We start from the raw sequence: 18,931 nt of genomic DNA on the forward strand, positions 1-18,931 counted from the left end.
TGTAGTGAGTCCAAACTTTTGTTTACATCCGCAAGAGATTAATGAGTTTTAAAACCTTATGACTAAATCAACGTTTTGAAAATTGGGCTTAGCGACAGTCAATGCTGTCATGTTAAAAAGCGCTAAATCATATAAAGAATGTCACAAACCTTAACTTTACTCGCTAACAAATTCGAACACAGAGCAATTCACTAGCAACTCACCCAATTGCACTACAAAGTACTTTGACTTGTTATTAACCAATAACAAATTTAACGGCAAACTATTGATTTTAAGTGTGTAAATGATTGTTTACCTACGACTAATGTCTGAGTCTAAAACCGCTTTTATTGTTCGCTATGGCTAGGAGCTTCAGATAAGGTGCCTCTAATCTATTTCCAGAATATAAGCCCTGGGTCTAAATGCCGAGTCTAAGCCCTGAGTCTAAATCCAGATTCTAAGCCCAGAATCTAAGTCCGGAGATTGAGTCCCAGTCTAAGTCCAAAGCACTTTTTAGTGAGTGAACTTTAGTGAATGAACAATAGGAATAATATGAGCAGTAATTCTGAATCAGTACATGAGCAAAAAAGTGATTTTCAACAATCCAATGATGGACAAAGTTATCAACAATTACATAAACCCAGTTCTGAGTTTGAATCCCGTGAAGCGTACTTAGAGCATGAATTGAAAATCATGCAGCCAAAACGCTGGCGGCCTAATTTACCTTTCAAAGATTTTCGATTTGAAGCAGAAGACTCCATTGCAGCAATGGCAGCCACCATTGGTAAGGTGGTGATGGTCGGTGCTATCGCCACCACATTTGCGACATCACTTGGACTTGAAGAGAGTTTTATTTTAGAAAACGTTCGCTATGAATTGATCATTGCCGCTTTTTTCATTGTGATTTTTTCAGGCTTCCTACTTCCGACAGCCAACCTAGCAGGCACCCATGGACCGCTCATTCCACTCATTCCGATTGTGGTTGCAGCAGGCGGGCATCCAATGGCCTTTGGGCTTCTCATTGGTGCTTTGGGATTAATACTCGCCATAAGTAAGGGCGGTAGTATGCTAGCAAACCTCACCAGCAAAGGGGTTTGTGGTGGATTACTTTTGTATTTGGGCTTTGTCGGAACCGCATCCCAAGTCAATAAATTGATCGCTTGGGCCAATGATATTGGCATGTCTCACATCGCCTTTATCGTGATTTTTTGTACCATCATTTTATATGCCCTACTTGAGCATTGGCGCAAGCGTTGGCTAGCTGTGCCGTTGAGCTGTTTACTTGGAGGAACATTAGCCTTTGCAATGGGCGCACCATTTGAATTTCAAACTGACCCAGGCTTACCCAATATGACCCCTATGTATTGGTGGGGCGAAGATACAGGTTGGATGTTAGGTTTACCTACCTTAGAAAGCTTTATGGTAGTACTGCCATTTGCCATTTTAGCCGTCGCCATGTGGTCGCCGGACTTCTTAGGACATCAAGTATTTCAGAAGATTAACTACCCTGAGCGTACTGAGAAAGTACATATGAATATTGACGACACCATGACAAGTGCATCTATTCGTCAAACTATCGGCTCAATCATGGGCGGGGCTAACTTCACCTCATCATGGGGCACATATATTGTGCCAGCAGCAATTGCAAAGCGCCCTATCCCTGCTGGTGCATTACTCACAGCTTTATTTTGCATAATAGCCGCACTATGGGGCTATCCGATGGATTTAGCCATTTGGGAACCGGTACTATGTGTAGCATTGGTGGTTGGGGTATTTATTCCATTACTTGAAGCTGGCATGGAAATGACTCGCGAAGGTAAAACCACCCAATCAGCAGCAATCGTAGTATTTTCATCAGTACTGGTGAACCCTGCATTTGGTTGGTCGTTAACCATGCTATTGGATAACCTTGGCTTAATTGGCTGTAAAGAGCGCAGCTCAAAGCTGACTAAAATGAACCGCTGGATAGTGCCAAGTATTATGTTTGTGGTGCTTACTGGTGTGATGGCAGCAGTGGGAATTTTACCAGGTATTCCAGCTTTGATTTCTAGCCTAAATTAACAATTTACTTTGAGCTTTAATATATTAATAAGGTTTATAATTGGGAAGCGCTCTTGTGCTTCCCAATTTTTCAAATTCATACAATGGTAATATTCAAATTTATAGTGGTATTTTCCTTTCTTAAATAACTACCACATGCTTCGAAAAAGTTATGTTACTCTAAAGTTAACAATCAAATAAACTTAGTTCCTGTTAATCAGTTTAATTTAGAACAGAATGGAAAAATAAGAATAAAAAAGGATGATCGTTTGAGTATTATTGAACAATATTTAAGCCAAGCGCAGTCACTATTCCAATCAAATAACTTCTCGTCAGCCAAAATGTATGCTCGCAAAGTAGTAAAACGAAATAATCAACATGTTGAAGCAATTGCATTAATTGGTCATATTCATATACAGCAAAAGCAATATTCTGAAGCGGAAGAGTATTTTAATAATGCCGCAACGATAAACCCAAACACGCTTTCTGTCCTAACTGGTTTATTGGCTATTGCAGAAGTTAAACAAGACTTTTTTTTAGCTAATAGTTATTTAGAGCAGTTAATCACTCTACAGCCACTTGTCGCTGAACACCGCTATAAAATGGGCTTAGTCGCTTCTAAAATTGGTAATATTGCTTTAGCAGAGCAAAGCTTTGAGTGGTGTATTGAAAATAATTTTTTGGAGCCTGCTGTTCAGCTTAATTTAGGTCATATCTATAAGGCTAGAGGTAATACAAGTGTGGCAGCTGGTTATTACCAAGATTATATTCAACTGTGCCCTGAACAAGCTGGAGTAGGATTCTGGAGTTTAGCTGATTTAAAAAAATATAAATTTAGCTCTAAAGAGCTTAAAGAGATGCAAAATATTGCTTCAGAAGAATCACTTAGCAAGAAAAACTTAGCATTAGTATACTTCGCTTTATGTAAAGCTTATGAACAAACCCAGCAAATTGATAAAGCCAGTGCGTCAATGATACTTGCTAACCAAATAGTGACCCAATATAGACCATTTAAGCAGGCTCTTTTTGCTAAAATTGTAATGTCCTTGTTAGGGCATGCTCCTTCTCCGAATATTAAAAATTTACCACTTGCAGACCAAACACCTATATTCATTGTTGGTATGCCTCGATCAGGTACGACATTAGTGGAGCAAGTTCTAGCCTGTCACACTGAAGTTGGCGCCACTGATGAACTACCATTTATGGAACGCTACGCACTAAAAATGGATATGACTGGTGGTTATCAAGCGCAATTAAGTCAGCTCTCAACTGGTGCCATCATGCTGCTGCGTCAAGAATATTTGACCGAAGTAAATCACTACTTCACCAGTAAACCAACTTATGTAATAGATAAAAACCCAAATAACTTTTTACATATTGGGTTGATAAAAACGTTATTCCCCAATGCTAAGGTGATTAACTTAGTTCGAAATGCTGTAGACAATGGATTAAGTGTATTTAAACAGTACTTCAGTTTAGGTCACGACTATTCATATTCATTCGCTGGTATTAATAGTTATTGGCAGCATTATTTAGATCTTATGGCTCATTGGGAAAGGTTATATCCCAATGAGATATTGCATGTCTGTTTTGAGCAATTAGTACAAGAGCCAGAATCACAAATTCAAAGGTTGCTCGACTATTGTGAATTACCCACACAAGAGCAATGTTTTACTTTCTATGAATCTAATCGTGTTGTATTAACACCAAGTTCAAGTCAAGTTAGGCAACCCATGAACCCTAAAGCGATAGGTCAAGGCAATATATACAAACCTTTTATAAAACAAGAAATAGAAAAACTAGATACCATTGCAACTCAAGCTACTCAGCAGTTTTTTGACTAAATAGAATCGTTAATAACCTTTTTTATTCATGCTATTGAGTTGCGTTAGTTAGTTTACTTTTCCATGGCAAGCTTTATACCGCTTACCACTTCCGCATGGACATGGGCTATTTCTTGATAACGGTGCAGTAATAACTTGCTGCCCACTTTCTCCTTCCTTATCTTTTTTGTGAGGAATAGGAGCAGGTTGTGATTTACTAGGTGGCATTAATGCTCTATTTCGGGGCGGTTGTTGTTCCCTCAACTCTATGTTCATGCAAGCAACAATCACTAATTGTTCAAATGCTTTTACTGCTGCACCAGAGTACATTAACTGTAATGTTTTACCGCATTGTAATGCTTTACCCATAACTTGCTCACGTAGCGCATGATAATGAGGCCAACCTGCTTGATTGCATTCAAACTGACTCCATAACACTCGCCAATCAGCGATAAAATTAGCTAATACAGACGAAAAATCATGAACTTCTTCTGCCGAGTTTTGCGTATTCCCCTTAATCTCAGTTATTAGTTCATTGCATAGGAATTCCACTTCAGTAACAGGCATTATAACTGGAGCGTTAAATTGCTCAGTTTTAAAGGAAGGAGTTAGGTTCGGCTTATAACTTGTAAATTCACAGTTGAAATCATCACTATCATTAACTATCGAGCGAGAGTGCTGAAAAATGGTTTGCCAAAAATGACTTGAGCCAGCAAGGTCTACAACTAGATGAACTCGATACTGATCGCTGTTATTCTCGACTTTATGAAGTTTCCACGAATCGAATATCCAACATTCTCCAGCGCCCATATGAACTTGCTTGTCATGACAAAAAAATTGTACTTGCTCAGTGGTAGTAATCGGAATGTGGACTCTAACACGCTTATACCAGTGATAATTAATGTCTGAGTGCAATGGAACTTGTGCACCTGGAGCAAGGCGCATTAATCGTGACCGGCTAAGCACTTCACCAAATGAGGCTAATATTTGTTGAATATAAGGACATTTATCTAAAACTGAAGTAGGCCTCATCGGCCCTTTAAAGTCATTATTAAATTCACCATTAACCGAAATCAATGGAATTGCTGAATTACCTTGAAAACCCTCATGATGTGAAATCCAATCAAACTCGTTAAATTGCTCAATCTCTTCGATTAGCTTCGGCACGTCAAAACAATAAGGCAATTGATAAAACTCATGGGGCAACTTCATAATTAGATTCTCTATAGTTTAGCTTAATGCACCGTGGCATTGTTTAAATCGTTTACCAGAGCCACATGGGCAAGGACTATTACGAGAAACATTGTCATATTTAACTTGCTCAGTAGCCTCTACTCTTGCAGGTGCAATAGCGTTATCCACATCAAGGTGCTGCCATTGGGGCTCGAAAATTGGATGACCATGCTGGCTTAAATGATGATTAACCTTATCAAGAGTCGAAGCGATTTTAGACCAAACCTGTTCGATACTATGGTAATTTTCAAGCCACTTTTCTGGTTTGGGAGTTGAGATCGTATAGCGTGAATATGGGAGAGGTTCACGGCATAACTGCACTAATGATTCGCAAAATTTAGTTTGAGTAAACTCACATAGCTGTTTTATAGTTTTTGCAGGATTGGATATAAGTTGTTCATAGGTCAACATGCACCAACGGGAACTATCCAATTGTTGTAAAGAATTAATAATTGCTTCGTTAGCAGCTTGCCATTGAAAAGCAGCTATAGATTGTAATGGTTGATCATTTAATTGTTGCCATCTATCAGGAAGTAATAGCGACCAATTTTGACGATTCCAGCCTGGTAAACTTGGATAGGTAATAAACTTATTCGAACGCCAAGCCTGCATAATACTACTGATATTTTCCTTAGGGTCGCGAACGAGGTAAATAAAAATAGCATCTGGAAATAGCGCATTAAAAAAATCGACTCTTAAACTGTTTTTTGGAGTTTTTTCTAGTAAACGAACTGTACTGCTACAATCTTCATCAGGCCTTCTGGCTTGAGTATTTTGCACTTTATCGCTAAATCGCTGTAACAGTTGTTCACGGATATTGTCGTTCATATCCTGCTCACTCAGAGCATTTGAGCTAAACTTTCGATAGGCAATATTTAAACTTGGAATCGTTTCAATTAGTGCATGGCTCTCGCCACCAATAGTCCAAATTGATTGGCTTTTTGATAAAACCTCAAATAAAAGAGTACTGCCTGAACGCGGAGCAGATAAGATAATAATTGGTCGTTCAAATCGATACATAGTCGCTTTAATTTTTTGTTGTATTTTTTAACATCATACCCACACAAGCAACTGATGGCTACATCATCGACTTTAGAAAAAACTGAATTCCAATTTAATGCTATTACAAGTGTACAGCTAAGCTTTGATACACTTAACCAATTGAAATATTAAACTAATATTGGATTGATTTATTTAAGCAACGCAAATACTGAGCTAGTAAGAATGATATACATCCTGCTAATGTTTTTAGTCAGATGTCATTTATTGCTGCGTTAATAATAAGCGCTGGCATAATTTGACAAAGTCCGACGAAGTTACAATTCCCAATACCTTTTGATTGTCATCGATAACAGGTAAACAGCCCAACTTATTGTCGATAAAATACTGGACTACGACGGTTAACGGCTCATCTAAACCCAGGATCTGCGCTTCTGTTTCCATAATGTCAGCGATAGGCATAAACCGCTCTTTCCTATCCAACGCCCCTTGGCCATATTTATTCAATGTTTGCACTACTATCGAAATCATCTTTTTGTGAGTTAACAAACCAACAAATCGCCCACCTTGTTCTGATATGACAGGCAAATGACGTACATTGCGTGACTGCATCAATAAATGGGCATCTTTAAGGCTCGCCTGATCACTAATACAAACAGGATTAAGGGTCATAATATCGCGCACATTCATGGATTAATCCTCATAATTTTATGACTTAAACGTCCAAGTAATCAATAAGAGTATAACGAAGGTTTTCAGCTACGTAGAGAGGATATGTCAACTTTTTAACCACCTTATTAAGAACGATGGGAAAACCATAAAAGGGAACTCAACTAGCACAGCTAAATTTTGCTAGTTGTAATAGTAGCGTTGTTGGCGATAGTAGCGTTGTTGGCGATAGTAGCGTTACTGCCGAAAGTAAGACAAAAAGCCGCTGCTTTTTGCCACGGAGTTGACTGGTGTCAAACTCCTTATTACGAGCTATGCAAAAAGTAGCGGCTGATATGTAATTCTATTATTAACTAATACTTACAATTGCGTCGCTGGCAATTATCCAATTAGCCCGAGTAGCGTTACTGCCGATAGTAAGACAAAAAAGCCGCTGGTTATTACCCAATTAGCCCAAGTAGCGTTACTGCCGAAAGTAAGACAAAAAAGCCGCTGCTTTTTGCCACGGAGTTGACTGGTGTCAAACTCCTTATTACGAGCTATGCAAAAAGTAGCGGCTGATACTGTATGACTAATGTTAACTAATACTCTAATACTCTAATACTCTAATACTAACAATTGCGTCGCTGGCGATGTTATTACAAGGCGAACCGATGGCTCTAGCCCGGAGTTGACTGGTGTCAATGAGGACTGGAGCCGAGGTTCAACGACGTAATAACAAGCCTAAGCAGCAATTAATACCATAATTTAAAACTGATACTTAACACTCGCCGTAAAATTCAACGGCTCGCCTGGCATGGTCCATAACTTGTGGTATGAGCTTTCAAAGTACTGCTCATCAAATAAGTTATTCACATCAAGCATCACACTAAATCTACTGGTTATATCTACTGCAGCAGACAGATTAACTAAGGTGTAGGCTGGTAAAATATAATCAGGATCTGTGGTCTCACCTAAACGATCACCAACGTAGTTTACTGTGGCGCCGAAGTACGCTTCTTTACCCATAATGTCAGTGTAATGTCTTAATGCTACGTGACCTACATGTTCAGCAACGTTAATTAAACGCGAACCTTTTGGGATCGGTACACCCCAATCATTATCAATCAAATCTTTAGCTGTTCTAGCGTCAGTGTATGCATATGCAACCTCAAGGCTAGTATCATCGGTCAGCAAAGTGGTCATCTGAAATTCAACCCCTTGGCTTTCAACTTCACCTAGTGTCGCTGATAGTCCAGTGTCAGGTTCGGCAGTTAACATGTTAGTTTTGCTGGCATCAAAAATCGCTAAACTACCAGAAAATCTATCAGCAACATTTTGCCATTTAAGACCGACTTCAAAAGACTTAGTGGTTTCAGGATCAAATGCATTTCTATCTGAATCAAGCCCAGGATTTGGACGGAACCCTTCAGCATAACTAGCATATACATTGAAATTATCAGCTAATTCATGAACTAAACCAAAACGAGATGACACCTCAGTTTGATCTTGCTCTTGATATAAACCGTCAAGCTTATTCAAAATTTCTTGATTAAAGCTATCAACTCGGAAACCCAGTAGTAACTTGGTTCTGTCAGTTAATTCAATCAAGTCTTGCGCGTAGAAACCAAAACCAGTTTGCTCTTCAGAAGTTAACGTTGTTGGCTCAGTTTCTGGGCGGTCCATGGTGTAGTCTGGGTTATTTGGGTCAATTGAATAGGTAGGATCACCAGAGCCCCAAGCTGTTCTCCATACTCGGTAATCAGTATCAAGTTGGAAGTTATAATAATCTACACCTACCAATAGATTATTCTTAAAGCCACCAAGTGTGACATCACCACTCACTTCAAAGCGTGCTGAAAAATCTTGCGCTTGGTAATCACGCTCTCTTCGCTGTCTTGATAACGTATTCGGATCGTCATAAATCAACTGTCTTCCATCTGATAATTCAGCATCAGAAGACTGTCCTTTAAACGATGAATCTCGATAAGCTAAACCAGTCAATATGTGCCAATTGTTGTTAAGTTGATGGTTTAACAATAATTGATGTCCCAACGCCTTAACGGTATGGGCACCATCTCGGGTATCACCATAAAAAGCCGAAGTATCAACAGAATCAAAATCATTATCTAAAACATACACACCACGATCTAATGGTTTCTTCTGGTTAAGAATTTCCATTTCATAGCTTAAACTGGTTCTGTCTGAGATATTCCATAATAGAGAAGGACTTAAATTGAGACTTTCTACGTCAACATGATCTCGGAAAGTATCTGAGTCTTCGTAAAAGCCATTAATACGGTAAGCTACGTCATCAGTCAGGCCTTTAGTATGATCAAACTCGACTTGCTTAGTATCAAAGTTACCTAAGGTACCTTGAATATAGCCTTGCTCTTCAAACTGCGGCTTTTTGGTGATGATATTAACTGTACCACCTGGTTCACCTTGACCGTACAATGCAGAACCAGGGCCCTTCATCACTTCAATGGTTTCAATATTGGCCGTATTTCTGTTGCCGTTATAACCGCGAGAGTTAAAGCCATTCACTAAGTAACCTGTAGGGTTATTTTCATCCCCTGAAAAGCCACGAATAGCAAAGCTATCAAACATCCCACCTGAGTTGTTTTGTCTCACGATACTTGGCGAATAATCCAATGCATCCATAAAACGGGTAATGCCATCGTTCTTGATGGTATCTGCATTAATTCTGTCAACTGCTTGTGGTGTGTCGATCAAGGGGACATTGCCACGATAAGGCTGCCATAATCGGTTCACTTCAATGCGCTCAATATCTTCATGCGCTACTGAGGTTTGATTGCTATCCTGTGCAATCGCACCATTAGAGATAACAATTGCTGAACATAGAATGTACTTCTTCACGTGCTTTGCTCTTAGGGGGGAGTATTAAAAGTGGCGCTATGTTACAACGTATCATTTAGTATCGCAAAACTACATTAGTAACAAATTGTCGCAGAGATCACAGTTCAAAAAATGAATGCTTACATGGATTAATTTATTCAGTATTACTAACTAGATTGACGGTGGTTATGAGTAATAGCACTGAGTATTAGCACAGCGCTGTTTGAGTCATTAAAAAGCGAAAAACGAGTATAAGTAAGAGTAAGAATGAAAATTGAAACGAGTCAGCAGAATATTAAATTTACTCCGCTCTCTTACTTCCAAAACCTTTCATCTTGTTAAATAGTTTAATGACACATGTACAGGCAAAATCAAAAACACGGCCAATGCCGAATACAACCGAACCAATAACAAAGTAAAGTAAGAAAGTTTGCCACGAATCCGCCTTCAAAAATAAAACTAACATTGCACCAAGCGGAATACAGAGGAGCAACCCAATTTTTAAATAATACCTAATATTCATAATGTTATTAACTCTTACTAATGGCCGAAAGCGGGATAAAAACAGAAAAAATGAGTCATTATCACGATGCTCTGTTGCAAAAAGAGTTAGATCATATAAAAGGGGCGGCAAATATAACAGCTAACAACATAAAAACATTCGAAACGGCTAGGCATGAATAAAAAGGCAGTGATTACCTCTTTAAAGTACCTAAAGACCATTACAAAATCTGGTTAATTTTAAACCATATCAAATTCCAGCCAATTAAACCCTTACACCAACTCATTGAGTATCAAGCCAAAATATATAAAAAAGCTATATAGAATGTCTGACTCTATAGCTATGTTTGAGTCATTAACCAAACCTCTATTCTTACTAATTATTAGAGTTTATGCACAAAATTTGAATACTCACCTTTATAACAAAAAATTTTCAGTTTACTCTCAGTTATCATTTCAATTTAAACGTTTTGTGTTATAAATGGATTAGAAGGTTAACGAAATCGGTTTAATGTTAATTAAATGCACCACTTACACATTCCCAGCGTTAGTTGAAATGGCTCCAATATTTGGCCAAACACAGTATGAATTTAATGGCCTAAGTGCGAATAACTCGGCATGAGCAGGTAGTAACGTTAACGACCGACATATGGGTAATAAAGAGTACTGCTTCGATACATTTTAGTAAGTGAATTTGCAATAAATAGAATAATAAATATAAGGGGTTTATATGAAGTACATCCGATTATTAGCACTATTACTATTCACTTTCTCCTTTTCTGCCATCTCGCAAAACGCTAAAAACGAACAACAGCTGGTTCTATCCTCTTGCATGACCCTAAACAAACAATCGACAGTCACTTCGACTGAACCATGTGCTTACTATATTCAAGGTTTTCTAGCTGGAACTTTAAACACCACTCAGCAATATGAGCTTAGAAAAAACTCTGAAGGATTCGCAGATAGAGCCTACCGCACTCGAGTGGGTAGCAATACCTCAAAAATTATCCCTAAAGAAGTTTGCATATCTGCAAATGAAACTCCTCAGCAGTTAGTCGATCGCATAGTGGATCGAACAATTAGTCACTTGTCGCCATCAACGAACTCTATACAGGGATTGCACACCCAAATTTATCAGGCATTAGCGGAAGAATCGTCATGTCAGCAAGATGATTAGCGGGTTAATAAAGCCAGCTTATATTCGTTAGCTTCAAGCAGTACTTAACTAACACAAAGCATTTATCAAAAATGAAACAACAAAGTATGAATCAATATGAAACAAGAAAATAAAACCAGCGCAGTGCCAGGCCACAAGCTGATTCTGATATTAACACTCGCCCTATTTTGGTGGATTAACTCCAATTACAGTAACCCGCTTTTATTATCACTGGGTGCTGGTTCAATTATGTTGGTGCTCTATCTCACCCAGAAAATGGATGTGATCGACCAAGAAACTCACCCAGTGCGTTTCAATGGCAGAAAACCTCGCTATATGTGGTGGTTATTCAAACAGGTGATTTTATCCAACATCAGTGTGGTTAAACATATTTGGATGGGTAACAAAAGTATCTCACCAGTGCTGGCTACCATCGACACACGCCAGTGTTCGGACATTAATAAAGTCATCTACGCCAACTCAATTACCCTAACACCGGGGACGGTCGCAATAGATTTAATTGATGATCAACTCACTGTTCATGCTTTACATAAAGCTGATATCGACACACTAAAAGCCGGAGAGATGGACCGCCGGGTAAGGGAGCTTGAAGACTAATGTTAGCTGCTGCCACAATCGCCATTCTTGTCGTTATGTTACTCGCGCTCATTCGCTGCATCGTCGGCCCTACGCTTTACGATCGCATATTAGCCTTCAACTTTTTTGGCACTAAAGCCATTTTGCTGATTTCAGTATTGGGCTTTTTAATGGGACGTCCTGAGTTTCTCGATATTGCCCTTGTTTATGCCCTGATTAACTTTATCAGCGTCATCGGAGTATTACGCTATTCAGACTCAGCCGAGTTTAAAGTTGCTCCTTACAAACCTCATTCAACCAAGGAGGGTGAAAAATGAACCTCTTACTCGAAATAAGTAGTGGTTTATGTCTGCTAGTCGGCAGCTTCCTTTGCTTTTCAGGCGGAATAGGCATTATCCGTTTTCCAGATTTTTATACCCGAATGCATGCAGTCAGTGTGACAGACACTTTAGGTGCAGGCTTAATACTACTGGGGTTAATGTTGCAAAGCCCTAATGGTTTAGTCCTCATTAAACTCATGTTGATCTTAATCTGTACGCTATTTATTAACCCATCTGCCAGCCATGCATTAGCAAAATCAGCACTCAAAAATGGCTTGATACCGCGACAGCCGACACCTGATGCTCAGGGAGGAAACAAGCCATCGAAGCCTTAGTAGATATAATACTATTAGTATTTTTAGTGGTCATCGCCATCGCAATTGTGCGTATGACAGACCTTTTAGCTGTGGTGATGTTAAGCGGAATTTATGGCTTAGTCTCTGCCAGTTTCTTTGTGGTACTTGATGCGGTAGATGTAGCGTTTACCGAAGCTTCCGTTGGCGCAGGTATTTCTGGCTTGCTGATGTTAGCGGCCATTACTATCACAGGTCGAAAGGAAGCGCCAAAGCGCCATAAACCGCTTATTTCACTATTTGTTGTGTTCGTCACTGGTGGCATGTTGATTTATGGCACCATGGATATGCCTTACTTTGGCGCTGTAGATGCACCTGTGCATCAACATGTTGCGCCTCGTTATATTGAGCAATCAATGGAAGAAGTCGGTATTCCTAACATTGTGACTTCAGTATTAGGCAGTTACCGTGCTTTTGATACTTTAGGTGAAGTCGCGGTTATTTTTACCGCCGGTATTGGTGTGATGTCTTTACTATCACTGCCTCGACGTCGTAAAAAACCTCAATCTGATGACGCAACTGAAGAGCAAATGCATGAACGCCATATGGTGGTGCGTATTGTCAGTAAAGCACTTATTCCTTTCATCTTACTGTTTGCCTTATATGTTCAATTCCACGGTGACTTTGGTCCTGGGGGCGGCTTCCAAGCAGGGGTAATTTTCGCCGCAGCGATCATTCTCTACACCATGCTATTTGGTTTAGATACCGCTCAAAAAGTGTTTAACCCATCAGTGATTCAATTGTTGGCGGCAGTGGGACTTTTACTCTACGCCTCAGTTGGGGTGGTTTCGATGCTCAATGGTGCAAACTTCTTAGACTATAACGTGTTAGCCGATGATGCCCTTACCGGTCAGCATATCGGGATACTCGTGATTGAATTAGGGGTTGGTATCACCGTTGCCTCAGTCATGTTGAGCATCTTTTTCAACTTTGATGCCCGCAGACAAGCCCTACAAAACAATAATAAACAAAAAGGGGAGCAAGATGTTTCTCGGACTTTATAACTATTGGATCGTAGTCCTGTTGATGATGATCGGTTTTTACATCGTTATCGCCCATGGCAACTTAATTAAAAAGTTGGTTGGACTGACCATTTTCCAAACCTCGGTGTTTATCTTTTATATCAGCGTCGGCATGGTTGAGCGTGGCAGTGCCCCCATTTTGGCTGAAGGGATCAACGCCTACTCTAACCCTCTCCCTCATGTGTTAATTCTTACCGCTATTGTGGTAGGTATTGCGACCACAGCACTGGGTCTCGCACTTGTCATCAGAATCAAAGAGTCATATGGCTGCGTCGAAGAAGATGAGATCCAAAAACTAGATCAGCTGAACGAGGAAAATTCATAGTGTTAGCTCACCTGCCTATTTTACAAGTCGTGATACCGCTAATGGCAGCCCCATTATGCTGGTTCTTAAACCGTTCAAAACTGGTGTGGATTTTTGCCTTATTGGTCTGTTCTGCGACTTTTCTCAACAGCGTGCTATTACTGATAGAAGTCATGAAATCAGGCACCATCATCTATGAACTTGGTGGCTGGGAAGCGCCTTGGGGGATTGAATACCGCATAGACAAACTGAATGCCTTTTTACTGCTGATTATTTCTAGCGTCGCAACTGTGGTGATTTTTGCAGCAAACACCAGCATTCAAAAAGAACTAAGTGAAGATCGCCATACCCTGTTTTACAGTCTTTACCTTTTATCGCTAACGGGGATGTTCGGCATTGTGGCAACAGGCGATGCATTTAACGTGTTCGTCTTTTTGGAAATTTCGTCACTATCCGCATATGCCTTAATCGCCTTAGGTAAAGATAGACGTGCGCTTTGGGCGGCATTCCAATACCTGATTATGGGTACCATTGGTGCGACCTTTATTTTGATTGGTATCGGCATGCTTTATCAAATGACGGGCACGCTCAACATGAGCGACCTTGCGATTCGATTAGTTGACGTAGGCCAAACCCGTACCGTATTTGCTGCATTCGCCTTCTTAATCGTCGGTATCTGTTTGAAGCTGGCGCTATTCCCGCTTCATTTATGGTTGCCTAATGCTTATGCCTACGCCCCTTCAATCGTCACGGCGTTTTTAGCCGCAACTTCTACCAAGGTTGCAGTTTATCTGCTAATTCGCTTTACCTTTACCGTGTTTGGGATCTCTTTCTCGTTCACTAGCCTGCCGTTACAAGACATTCTAATGGTGCTGGGTTTGGTGGGTGTTTTTGTGGCGTCTATCACCGCGATTTATCAGCAAAATGTTAAGCATATTTTGGCCTACTCAAGTATCGCGCAAGTGGGCTATATGATCATCGGTTACTCCATTAATACCAGCACAGGCGTAATGGCAACATTACTGCATTTGTTTAACCACGCCTTAATGAAAAGCGCGCTATTTTTAGCCCTTGGCGCAGTAATGTACCGCATTGGTAGCGTGCAACTGAGTCAATTCCAAGGCCTTGGTCGACAAATGCCTTTAACCATGTCAGCCATTGTCATCGGTGGATTAAGTCTAATTGGTGTGCCATTAACCGTAGGTTTTGTCAGTAAATGGTATCTGCTAATCGCCAGTGTTGAAGCCGGCATGTGGCCAGTTGCGGTACTTATCTTGTTGGGTTCACTACTTGCCATTGTGTATATCTGGCGAATTGTGGAAATGGCCTACTTTAGACCACCACTGCCAGGACGAGAAACGGTTAAAGAGGCACCTTGGACATTCCTTGGTCCTATTTGGGCGCTCGTCATCGCTAATATCTATTTCGGTATCGACACTCGCTTGAGTGTGCAAATTGCTCAAGCTGCTTCTCAAAGCTTGTTTGGAATAAACCCATGAATCCATCTTTAGCGCTGATGTTACAGCTAACTATCCTATTGCCTTTGTTGGCAACCTTTGCAATTGCAATAACAGGAAAGAAACCTAACCTACGTGAGGCAGTAACCATAAGTATCAGTCTTGTGGTGCTTTACTGCGTGGTCAACCTCTACCAAGCCCTTAAAGCCGGAGCGAGTATTGAGGTCACGTGGTGGGAGCTTATGCCAGGCTTAGAGATAAGCTTTGTCGTAGAACCTCTAGGCATGTTATTCGCACTGATTGCTAGTTTCCTTTGGCTAATTACCACCATTTATGCCATCGGTTATATGCGTGGTCATGGAGAAGACAACCAAACTCGGTTTTATATCTGTTTCGCGCTAGCGATTAGTGCGGTCATGGGACTCGCCTTTTCAGCGAACCTATTTACCCTGTTTGTTTTCTATGAAGTACTTACGCTGTCAACTTATCCGTTGGTTACCCATGCAGGTACAGACAAAGCCAAGCAAGGTGGACGAGTCTATTTGGGGATCTTACTCAGTACCTCAATCGCCTTCTTCCTGTTAGCCATCATTTTAACTTGGTTCATGACTGGCACACTTGAGTTCACTGCGGGCGGGGTGTTTGACGCTAATGTTGATACCACTATCGCAGGCGCCATTTTAGCGTTATTTATCTTCGGTATTGGTAAAGCAGCCATGATGCCATTTCATCGCTGGTTACCTGCAGCGATGGTCGCACCAACACCAGTCAGTGCATTATTACATGCAGTAGCGGTGGTAAAAGCTGGGGTATTTACGGTACTCAAGATATGTATCTTTATATTCGGACTCGATCTGCTACCTAAGCTGCCAACCACTGAGTTTTTACTATATCTCGCGGCAATTTCAGTGTTGCTGGCTTCAATTATTGCCATGCGCCAAGACAACCTAAAAGCACGACTGGCCTATTCAACGATCAGTCAGTTAGGTTATATCACCATAGGCGCGTTACTTGCGACTCAGTCCGGTGTTATCGGCAGCTCGATGCATATTGCTTCCCACGCCTTTGGCAAAATCACCTTGTTCTTTTGTGCCGGCGCCATTTTAGTGGCCAGTCATAAATCTAAGATAAGCGAGATGCGCGGTTTAGGTTACACCATGCCAATTACCATGGGCGCGTTTTTCATCGCCAGCCTGAGCATTATTGGCGTACCACCAGCAGGCGGCACATGGAGTAAATGGTTCCTGCTTATGGGCACTATTGAAACGGGCTATTGGTTCATAATGGCCACTTTGATGCTGAGTTCTTTGCTCAATATCGCCTACCTATTGCCAATTCCTTACCACGCATTTTTCCCAGGTAAGGGAGAGAAGCCAACCGATACCAGCATCAAAGAAGCGCCATTACCTTCTTTGATAGCATTAATTATCACAACATTAGGCTGCTTGATCATGTTCATCCATCCTCAGCCCTTTTATGAATTAGCCAAAGCTATCTTGACTGTATCTGGAGTGAATCATGGATAACGAGAAGCAATACCTCTTTGATAACCCCAAGAACATCCAGCGGGTGTTATACCTGCTATATATCTGCTGTGGATTGCTTGTGGCACTTGATTTTGTCATTCACCGTCATGTTTACCATAGCTGGGAAAACTTACCCATTTTCTACCCAATCTATGGCTTTGTGGGCTGTGTAATCTTGGTATTAATCGCTAGCTGGATGCGTACCTTTTTGATGCGCCCAGAAGATTATTATGGACCCGTTGAAGAGCTTGATAATAGCAAAATTAAAATAGTCGACGTCAGCGATGGCCACGCCAAAGAAGCTAACAATAACAATAAAGGTGATCGCAATGTGGATGCTTGAGTTACCGCCGTTTGTGCTGTTTATCATTGGCGGATTAATTGCTGCTACAACTCGCGGAAAACTCCGCGGGGCATTGATGATAGCAATTCCAGTGATCAGCGGATTGCATTTGTGGACTGTGCCAGAAGGCGTCCATTTGCAATTGATGTTTTTAGACTATGAATTAATCCCTTATCGCGCCGATAAATTAAGCCTGATGTTTGGCTATATTTTCCATATTGCTGCATTTATTGGCATCGTCTACTCACTGCACGTCAAAGATACCGTGCAGCAAGTGGCAGCCATGCTGTACGCAGGCAGCGCCATTGGTGCAGTGTTCGCCGGTGACTTGTTAACCCTATTTGTGTTTTGGGAATTACTCGCCTTTACCTCAGTATTTCTCGTTTGGGCTCGTCGCACTCCAGCTGCATATAGCGCGGGGATGCGTTACCTCATCATGCAGGTACTCTCTGGCGTCATTCTACTTATCGGTGCGCTGTTTTATATCAAGGATACAGGTAGCATTGCCTTTGACTTTATCGGCTTAGACAGTATTGCTGGATGGCTTATCTTTATTGCCTTTGGCATTAAGTGTGCCTTTCCTTTTGCGCACACTTGGCTTACCGACGCCTACCCAGAAGCGACGCCAACGGGCACAGTGTTACTCAGTGCCTTTACCACTAAGGTTGCGGTATATGCACTAGCACGCGCCTACCCTGGTACTGAGCTGCTGGTGTATATTGGCGCAGCAATGACCTGCTTCCCAATCTTCTTTGCGGTAATTGAAAACGATTTACGCCGCGTACTGGCTTACAGCTTGATTAACCAAGTAGGCTTTATGGTGGTCGGTATCGGTATTGGTACATCGCTTGCCTTAAACGGCGCCGTGTCTCATGCCTTTAACGACGTGATCTTTAAAGGCCTATTGTTTATGAGCATGGGCGCGGTACTGCATATGACAGGGCGAATAAATGGCTCCGATCTCGGCGGCCTTTATAAAACCATGCCTAAAACCACCATACTCTGTATTGTGGGCGCGGCATCTATCTCAGCATTCCCGCTGTTTAGCGGATTCGTCAGTAAATCTATGGTCATGACTGCTGCGATGGAAACAGGTCATGACTGGGTTTGGTTAATGCTACTGTTTGCCTCAGCGGGTGTATTCCACCATGCAGGTATTAAAATCCCTTACTTTGCCTTCTTCGCCCATGACTCGGGCATTAGAGCAAACGATCCGCCAATCAATATGTTACTGGCAATGTTTGTTGCAGCCTGCCTATGTATTGGCATTGGTATCTACCCTGCTGCGCTTTACTCGCTGCTACCGTACGATACTGGCTACAACCCATATGATGCGACCCACGTACTCGCTCAGACACAGCTGTTGTTATTCTCAGCACTGGCCTTTGTATGGCTTAACCTTAAAGGTAAGTACCCGCCAGAACTACGCTCAACTCACCTTGACGTAGATTGGGTATACAGACGCTTAGTACCAAACTTCTTGCAGCGTATGTTTGCAGTTATTTGGAAAGTGGATGGCGATATTCGTCAATCAGTACGTGGCAAACTAAGTCAATGTCAGGCGTTTTTAGCCCGCCAATACAAAGAAGGTGGTAGCTTTATTTCTAGCGACTATCCATCTGGCAACATGGTGCTTTGGGTTGCAGTTATCCTAGCCACTTACTTGTTTATTGGGTTTGTGAGTTAGAAGGCTCAGTTAGAAACGAAGTATCTAGAAACAAGCTAGCCCGTTTGCTAATGATTTTAGCAAATAGGCTAGCTTTTTAGTTTG

16 protein-coding genes are annotated in these 18,931 nt (G+C 41.2%); 12 read left to right on the forward strand and 4 right to left on the reverse strand.

Translation table 11 applies throughout. The features are described from left to right. Positions 1-531 precede the first annotated feature (531 nt). Both FNZ24_RS08145 and FNZ24_RS08150 read left to right on the forward strand, forming a co-directional pair. Positions 532-2,040: a DUF3360 family protein gene (locus FNZ24_RS08145; protein ID WP_153913990.1), complete on the forward strand. Its 1,509-nt coding sequence runs from the start codon at positions 532-534 to the stop codon at positions 2,038-2,040. Positions 2,041-2,288: 248 nt separating this feature from the next. Beyond that, on the forward strand, positions 2,289-3,863 hold the full coding sequence (locus FNZ24_RS08150) for a tetratricopeptide repeat-containing sulfotransferase family protein (protein ID WP_153913991.1): 1,575 nt from the start codon (positions 2,289-2,291) through the stop codon (positions 3,861-3,863). A 48-nt stretch (positions 3,864-3,911) separates the two neighbouring features. On the opposite strand, the gene FNZ24_RS08155 is transcribed toward FNZ24_RS08150, so the two are convergent. The 4 genes from FNZ24_RS08155 to FNZ24_RS08170 form a co-directional block, all read right to left on the reverse strand. Further along, entirely contained in the window at positions 3,912-5,054 is a 1,143-nt protein-coding gene (locus tag FNZ24_RS08155) for an aspartyl/asparaginyl beta-hydroxylase domain-containing protein (RefSeq protein ID WP_153913992.1), read from the reverse strand. 18 nt (positions 5,055-5,072) lie between these two features. Further along, on the reverse strand, positions 5,073-6,095 hold the full coding sequence (locus tag FNZ24_RS08160; RefSeq protein WP_153913993.1) for a sulfotransferase family protein: 1,023 nt from the start codon (positions 6,093-6,095) through the stop codon (positions 5,073-5,075). A 243-nt stretch (positions 6,096-6,338) separates the two neighbouring features. Further along, positions 6,339-6,764, reverse strand: a complete 426-nt coding sequence (locus tag FNZ24_RS08165) for an HPP family protein (RefSeq protein WP_153913994.1) — start codon at positions 6,762-6,764, stop codon at positions 6,339-6,341. A gap of 726 nt (positions 6,765-7,490) precedes the next feature. Next, complete coding sequence (locus FNZ24_RS08170) at positions 7,491-9,602, reverse strand: TonB-dependent siderophore receptor (protein ID WP_153913995.1); 2,112 nt, start codon at positions 9,600-9,602, stop codon at positions 7,491-7,493. A gap of 1,210 nt (positions 9,603-10,812) precedes the next feature. On the opposite strand from FNZ24_RS08170, the gene FNZ24_RS08175 reads away from it, so the two are divergent. The 10 genes from FNZ24_RS08175 (at position 10,813) to FNZ24_RS08220 (ending at position 18,847) form a co-directional block, all read left to right on the forward strand. Beyond that, a complete protein-coding gene (locus tag FNZ24_RS08175) occupies positions 10,813-11,259 on the forward strand; it encodes a hypothetical protein (RefSeq protein WP_153913996.1) in 447 nt (148 codons plus the stop codon). Positions 11,260-11,355: 96 nt separating this feature from the next. Next, a complete protein-coding gene (locus FNZ24_RS08180) occupies positions 11,356-11,856 on the forward strand; it encodes a Na+/H+ antiporter subunit E (protein ID WP_153913997.1) in 501 nt (166 codons plus the stop codon). Further along, positions 11,856-12,152: a monovalent cation/H+ antiporter complex subunit F gene (locus FNZ24_RS08185; protein WP_153913998.1), complete on the forward strand. Its 297-nt coding sequence runs from the start codon at positions 11,856-11,858 to the stop codon at positions 12,150-12,152. The genes FNZ24_RS08180 and FNZ24_RS08185 overlap by 1 nt, the downstream gene beginning before the upstream one ends. After that, positions 12,149-12,490, forward strand: coding sequence for a monovalent cation/H(+) antiporter subunit G (gene mnhG / locus FNZ24_RS08190; RefSeq protein WP_153913999.1), 342 nt, complete (start codon positions 12,149-12,151; stop codon positions 12,488-12,490). The genes FNZ24_RS08185 and mnhG overlap by 4 nt, the downstream gene beginning before the upstream one ends. Before the next feature lie 26 nt (positions 12,491-12,516). Next, complete coding sequence (locus FNZ24_RS08195; protein ID WP_267463723.1) at positions 12,517-13,512, forward strand: Na(+)/H(+) antiporter subunit B; 996 nt, start codon at positions 12,517-12,519, stop codon at positions 13,510-13,512. Further along, a complete protein-coding gene (locus tag FNZ24_RS08200) occupies positions 13,493-13,855 on the forward strand; it encodes a cation:proton antiporter subunit C (protein ID WP_153914001.1) in 363 nt (120 codons plus the stop codon). The genes FNZ24_RS08195 and FNZ24_RS08200 overlap by 20 nt, the downstream gene beginning before the upstream one ends. Then, complete coding sequence (locus FNZ24_RS08205; RefSeq protein WP_153914002.1) at positions 13,855-15,333, forward strand: monovalent cation/H+ antiporter subunit D family protein; 1,479 nt, start codon at positions 13,855-13,857, stop codon at positions 15,331-15,333. The genes FNZ24_RS08200 and FNZ24_RS08205 overlap by 1 nt, the downstream gene beginning before the upstream one ends. Then, positions 15,330-16,817: a monovalent cation/H+ antiporter subunit D family protein gene (locus tag FNZ24_RS08210; RefSeq protein ID WP_153914003.1), complete on the forward strand. Its 1,488-nt coding sequence runs from the start codon at positions 15,330-15,332 to the stop codon at positions 16,815-16,817. The genes FNZ24_RS08205 and FNZ24_RS08210 overlap by 4 nt, the downstream gene beginning before the upstream one ends. Further along, a complete protein-coding gene (locus FNZ24_RS08215; RefSeq protein WP_153914004.1) occupies positions 16,810-17,160 on the forward strand; it encodes a hypothetical protein in 351 nt (116 codons plus the stop codon). Before FNZ24_RS08210 ends, FNZ24_RS08215 begins: the two co-directional genes overlap by 8 nt. Continuing rightward, positions 17,147-18,847, forward strand: coding sequence for a Na(+)/H(+) antiporter subunit D (locus tag FNZ24_RS08220; protein ID WP_153914005.1), 1,701 nt, complete (start codon positions 17,147-17,149; stop codon positions 18,845-18,847). The genes FNZ24_RS08215 and FNZ24_RS08220 overlap by 14 nt, the downstream gene beginning before the upstream one ends. Positions 18,848-18,931: the final 84 nt, after the last annotated feature.

This window comes from Shewanella sp. TC10, from assembly GCF_009663145.1.
In the GTDB taxonomy this organism is placed as follows: Bacteria; Pseudomonadota; Gammaproteobacteria; order Enterobacterales; family Shewanellaceae; genus Shewanella.